Annotated in this window: 5 protein-coding genes; 3 read left to right on the top strand and 2 right to left on the bottom strand. The window is 70.0% G+C overall.

Features of this window, described 5'->3' with window-relative positions; genetic code table 11:
- A partial coding sequence (locus ACM2XV_RS11615; RefSeq protein ID WP_487027036.1) for a 2-oxoglutarate dehydrogenase E1 subunit family protein occupies nt 1–163 on the bottom strand: 163 nt, incomplete at its 3' end.
- A gap of 149 nt (nt 164–312) precedes the next feature.
- On the opposite strand from ACM2XV_RS11615, the gene guaB1 reads away from it, so the two are divergent.
- Entirely contained in the window at nt 313–1,749 is a 1,437-nt protein-coding gene (gene guaB1, locus ACM2XV_RS11610) for a GMP reductase (protein WP_487027035.1), read from the top strand.
- Nucleotides 1,750–1,906: 157 nt separating this feature from the next.
- Here guaB1 and ACM2XV_RS11605 read toward each other — a convergent pair whose 3' ends face one another.
- A complete protein-coding gene (locus ACM2XV_RS11605) occupies nt 1,907–2,743 on the bottom strand; it encodes a hypothetical protein (protein WP_487027034.1) in 837 nt (278 codons plus the stop codon).
- Nucleotides 2,744–3,240: 497 nt separating this feature from the next.
- Between ACM2XV_RS11605 and ACM2XV_RS11600 the strand changes: the two genes are divergently transcribed.
- Both ACM2XV_RS11600 and ACM2XV_RS11595 read left to right on the top strand, forming a co-directional pair.
- Nucleotides 3,241–4,593: a hemolysin family protein gene (locus ACM2XV_RS11600; RefSeq protein WP_487027033.1), complete on the top strand. Its 1,353-nt coding sequence runs from the start codon at nt 3,241–3,243 to the stop codon at nt 4,591–4,593.
- On the top strand, nt 4,586–5,597 hold a 1,012-nt coding region (locus tag ACM2XV_RS11595), incomplete at its 3' end, for a hemolysin family protein (protein WP_487027032.1). The genes ACM2XV_RS11600 and ACM2XV_RS11595, both read left to right, overlap by 8 nt.

The raw sequence follows: 5,597 nt of genomic DNA, 5'->3' as shown, positions 1-5,597 counted from the left end.
GAGCGGGAGCCCCCGCGGCCTCAGCTGCCTTCTGCTCCAAGATCGGCCACCACGACCGGTCGACCGAATTCTTGTCGGCGAGGTACTGCTCGTAGAGCTCTTCGACCAGCCAGTCGTTGGCTCCGAACTGTCCCTCTTCCGTGCCAGTCAGCTGGCTTGCCACAGCCGATCGCCCACCTTCTCCATTGACGTCTGGTGTCCTGCTTCATCAGGCCGGGGCCTTTCCGGCCCCAGCGCCCAACGACTATCAAGCCTAAGCCCTGTGGACAACGCCCCGTGCCCGACTTGCCCGGCGCGGCATAGCGTTGAGGCATGAGGTTCTACGGCCAAGCGCCCCAGCACGACCTGACGTATTCCGATGTCTTCCTGGTGCCGAGCCGCTCCGCCGTCACCAGCCGGCTCGACGTCGACCTCGCCCCGGGCGACGGAACGGGCGCGCGCATCCCGATCGTGGCGAGCAACATGAACTCGGTCACCGGGCCGCGCCTCGCGGCGACTCTCGCGCGGCGCGGCGGGCTCGGCGTGCTGCCCCAGGATCTCCCTCCGCAGGAGCTCGCGGCAGGCATCCGGTTCGTCAAAGAGCAGCCGGTCGCCTACGACACGCCCATCATCATGTCGCCCGACGACACGGCCAGTGACGCGCTCGAGCGGGTGCCGGCCGTGCACGGGCTCGGCGTCGTGCTGCACGACGCCGACGACACGTACGCCGGTGCGGTGCTCGCGACGCGGCTTGCGGTCGTGCCGCCGGATGCCCGGCTGGGCGACCTCGTGCACGGCGAGCTCACCGCGCTCGAGGCCGAGGACGTGCCCGACGGTCGCGCCGCCTTCGATCTGCTCGACGCAGCCGGCGTCGAGTTCGCGCCCGTGATCAGCCAGGGCCGTGTGATCGGCACCCTCTCGAAGACCTCGGCGCTGCGATCGACGATCTACCCGCCGGCGGTCGACGCGCAGGGGCGGCTGCTCGCCGCCGCCGCCATCGGCATCAACGGCGACGTCACGGGGCGGGCCCGCGCGCTGCGCGATGCGGGCGTCGACGTGCTGGTGCTCGACACCGCCCACGGCGACCAGGACGGAATGCGCCGGGCGCTCGGCGCCGTCGCCGGTCTCGATCTGGGGCTGCCGCTCGTGGCAGGGAACATCGTGACGGCGGCGGCTGTGCAGGACCTCGTCGCCGAGGGCGCGAACATCCTCAAGGTGGGTGTCGGGCCCGGCGCCATGTGCACGACCCGCATGATGACGGCGGTCGGGCGGCCGCAGTTCTCGGCCGTGCTCGAGACGGCGGAGGCCGCGCGCGAGCTCGGCGCGCACGTGTGGGCCGACGGGGGAGTGCGGTACCCGAGGGACGTCGCCCTCGCGCTCGCCGCAGGTGCGGCATCCGTCATGATCGGGTCGTGGTTCGCCGGCACGATCGAGGCGCCCGGGCTGCTGCGCAGCGACGCCGCCGGGCTCTACAAGGAGAGCTGGGGCATGGCGTCGAACAAGGCCGTGCAGGCGCGGTTCGCGCGGCTGTCGCCGTATGAGCGTGCCCGGAAGGAGCTGTTCGCAGAGGGGATCTCGTCGTCGAAGATCTACCTCGACCCGCAGCGGCCCTCGGTCGAGGATCTGCTCGACATGATCACGACCGGGGTGCGCTCGTCGTTCACCTACGCGGGCGCGCGGACCGTCCCCGAGTTCCACGAGCGCGCGCTCGTGGGGCTGCAGTCGGCTGCCGGCTATGAGGAGGGCAAGGCGCTGCCGGTCTCGTGGTGAGGGGGTGCGCTGCGCCCCGCGCCCCGCGCCCCGCGCCGTTCCGGTTGCGCTGCTCGGATCCGCTTGACGTTGCCCGGATCCGAGCAGCGCGAAGAGGATTCGAGCAGCGCAAGTGCAACGCGAGGGGATGCCGAGGCAAAGGCCACCTGCCGATGAGTCAGGCGCGTCGCGGCGCTCGAATGAGCGGCAGGCCCGCACGAGTGAGATGGGCGGTCAGGCGCGCCAGGGTGAGATCCGTGGTCACCCAGCGGGTCACCCGGGGGCCGAGGGCGCGCATCCGGTCCTCGCGTCGCTTCTCGTCTTCGATGACCTCTGAGAGCGTTCGGCCTTTCATGAACTCTGGCTTCACGTACTTGATGTGACCGTCGTATTCGCCGATCAGCCCGTGATCGGGCCACCAGAAGTCCGAATAGCCGACGAGCCCGTCATGGTCGCGCCATTCCTGCTGCAGCACCGGCGCGGGAAATCCGGCGAGATGAATGAGGCAGCGGCTCTCCGATTCGCGTACTGAATCGGAAAGAGTGCTCGCAAAAGCAGCCACGCGCCGCAGCTTCGCCGCGCCGTATCGGTTGCGATCGAGCTCCACCACCTGAGCGAACTCGTCGAGCGTCAGCAGTGGCGACGGCTTCCGCTTGATGCGCAGGGCGGCATCCGCGGTCGCTACTGCGCGCGTGAAGGACTCGGAACGGGCAATGTCGGCGACGGTTCGTGCGGGGCTCGTCACGAGGAAGCCGCCGACTCTGATGATCTCCTGGTCGGAGAGAACCGCTGCGTGCCGACGCACATTGCCGCTGCTGCGGCCGCCGGTGGATGGCGGGATCGTCACGTCGATGCGGTCGGGAAGCTCGCCCAGCACCGGGAGTCCCAGGCAGGTCGCGGCAGTGAGGTGTGAGAACACCACATCGGGCTCCATGGTCGTTGCCACCGCGAGAAACCGCATACGGAACCTCGTGAAGCGATCGGCAGCGTTCCAAACGGCCGCTTCGACGAACACGCCGGGCACCAACCTCAGGTGCGTTCCGCGCTCGACGCCTCGGGCCAAGGCGTCGGAGTCGACGCGGCGCTCACGCGCGTCGAAGTTCACGATGAGACCCAGCTCGAGGGCGAGAGCGATGGCGTGATCCGCGTGCTTCATGCCGTCGATGGTGGAGCACCGGCGCGTGACAGTGAGACCGCGGAACAGGCATCCGTGGACAATCTCGCGAGTTCGCAAGCTGTGCTGGGCAAGACGCGGGTGCCGGCGCGGCCTTCCACCGGGGGTCGCGCTGCTCGGATCCGCTTCGCGCTGTCCGGATCCGAGCAGCGCGAAGAGGATCCGAGCAGCGCGAAGAGGATCCGAGCAGCGCAGCCGGGAAAGTCGTCCGAGAAGGGCGGCGCGACGCCGCGGGCGGCGGCATGCGCGGGCGACGCCGATAGACTGGCCGCGTATGGAGCCCCCGTCTGCGAGCACCTTCAGCCCTCAGCCCGTGACGCCCCGGGCGGTGCGCACTCGTGCCTGACTGGGTCCTGCTGCTCATCGGTATCGCGCTGATCGTCGGCACGGGGTTCTTCGTCGCCAGCGAGTTCGCGCTCGTGAACCTCGACCGCGCCGAGCTCGAGGCGCGGCGTGAGCGCGGAGAGAGCCGGCTCTCGATGACGATCGATGCGCTGCGGCATACCTCGACCCACCTCTCGAGCGCGCAGCTCGGCATCACCCTGACGACGCTGCTCACGGGCTTCACGCTCGAGCCGTCGATCGGCAGGCTGCTCGCGCCCGCCCTCGATGCGCTGAACCTGGCGGATGCCGCGGCGGCGGTCACCTCGTCGATCGTCGCGATCGTCGTCGCCACGCTCGGGTCGATGATCCTCGGCGAGCTGGTTCCGAAGAGCTTTGCGCTCGCGCTGCCGATCGCGACCGCGCGCGTGGTGATCCCGTTCCAGACGGTGTTCACCCGCGTGTTCCGCCCGGCGGTGGCCGTGCTGAACGGCAGCGCCAACGCGGTGCTCGGGCTCTTCGGCATCGAGGCGAAGGAAGAGCTCTCGGGGGCCCGCAGCGCGGAGGAGCTCAGCTCGCTCGTGCGCCGCTCGGCCGAGCAGGGCGTGCTCGAGCAGGACACTGCGAGCCTGCTCGACCGCACCCTGATGTTCTCGAGTCGCGTCGCGAGCGACGTCATGACGCCGAGGCCGCAGCTCGACGCGGTGAAGCGCGACGACACCGCCGAGCACGTGATCGCGCTGGCCCGGGAATCCGGCCACTCGCGCTTCCCCGTGATCGACGACGGCATCGACGACATCGCCGGCATCGTGCACGTCAAGCAGGCGGTCGCGGTTCCGCACGACCGCCGCGGGCGCGTGCCCGTGAGCGCGCTGCAGACCGAGGCGCTGCGCGTGCCCGAGACCATGCACCTCGACTCGCTGCTCGCCGAGCTGCGCGCGCGCAGTCTGCAGATGGCCGTCGTCGTCGACGAATACGGCGGCACGGCAGGCGTCGCCACCCTCGAGGATCTCGTGGAAGAGCTCGTGGGCGAGGTCGCCGACGAGCACGACACGGGCGCAGACGACGTCGATCTCGCCCCCGGCCCGGGCGGCGAGATCGAGTTCAGCGGCCTGCTGCGCCCCGATGAGCTGCTCGACCGCGCGGGCGTCGAGGTGCCGGAGGACGAGCGCTACGAGACCGTCGCCGGATTCCTCATGGCGCAGCTCGGCCGGCTGCCCGAGCTCGGGGACACCGTTCCGGTCGAGGGCGGCACCTTGCGCGTGACCGCACTCGACGGCCGCCGGGCCGACCGCATCGTCTTCACACGGCAGCCGCAGGCATCCGTCGACATCGACAGCGCGGCGCAGGCGGGTGAGGCCGATGTCTGACTGGGCAGGAATCGTCTGGCTGTTCGTGCTGCTGCTCGGCAACGCGTTCTTCGTCGGCGCCGAGTTCGCGGTGATCAGCGCCCGGCGGTCGCAGATCGAACCCGCGGCCGAGCGGGGCAAGCGCAGCGCGAAGACCGCCCTGTGGGCGATGGAGCACGCGACGCTGATGCTCGCGACCACTCAGCTCGGCATCACGGTCTGCTCGCTGCTGATCCTGAACGTGTCCGAGCCGGCGATCCACCACCTGCTGCACGGGCCGCTCGGTCTGACCGGTCTGTCGGAGGGCGTGATCGACGTGACGTCGTTCATCATCACGCTGGTGGTCGTCTCGTTCCTGCACGTCGTGCTCGGCGAGATGGTGCCGAAGAACCTGTCGTTCTCGTTCCCCGACCGCGCCGTCGTGCTGCTCGCGCCGCCGCTGGTCGGCATCGGGCGCGTCTTCGGGCCCATCACCCACGCCCTCAACTGGGCGGCGAACGGCGTGGTGCGCCTCACGGGCGTGACGCCGCGCGATGAGGCGGTGTCGACGTTCACGCTCGAAGAGGTCGAGACCATCGTGCAGCAGTCGACGCGCGAGGGCCTGCTGCAGGACTCGACCGGTGCGCTCAGCAACGCCTTCGAGTTCAGCGCCAAGACCGCCCGTGAGGTGAGCGTGCCGCTCGTCGACATCGAGAGGCTGCCGCGCTCCGCGACGCCGGCCGACGTCGAGCACGCGGTCGCGAAGCACGGCTTCAGCCGCTACGTCATCGATGACGAGCAGGGGATGCCCGTGGGCTATGTGCACCTCAAGGATGTGCTCGACCTCGAGGGCGATGCGTTCGAGCTGCCGATCCCGCCCTCGTCGGTGCGGCCGCTCGTCGATGTCGACGCGGATGCCGAGATCGAGTCGGTGCTCGCCGTGCTACGCCGCTCGGGCACGCACATCGCGCGCACGACCGAGGCGTCGGGCGAGGCGGTCGGGGTGCTGTTCCTCGAGGACATCCTCGAAGAGCTCGTCGGCGAAG

The organism is Gryllotalpicola sp. CP2-P1, assembly GCF_057512245.1.
Note: the sequence above shows the minus strand (reverse complement) of the source record. Positions and strands in the feature narration are given on the sequence as shown.

Bases quoted from the DNA above. Each gene is read 5' to 3' on its own strand.
- guaB1 (WP_487027035.1), top strand. From the start codon at position 313: ATGAGGTTCTACGGCCAAGCGCCCCAGCACGACCTGACGTATTCCGAT.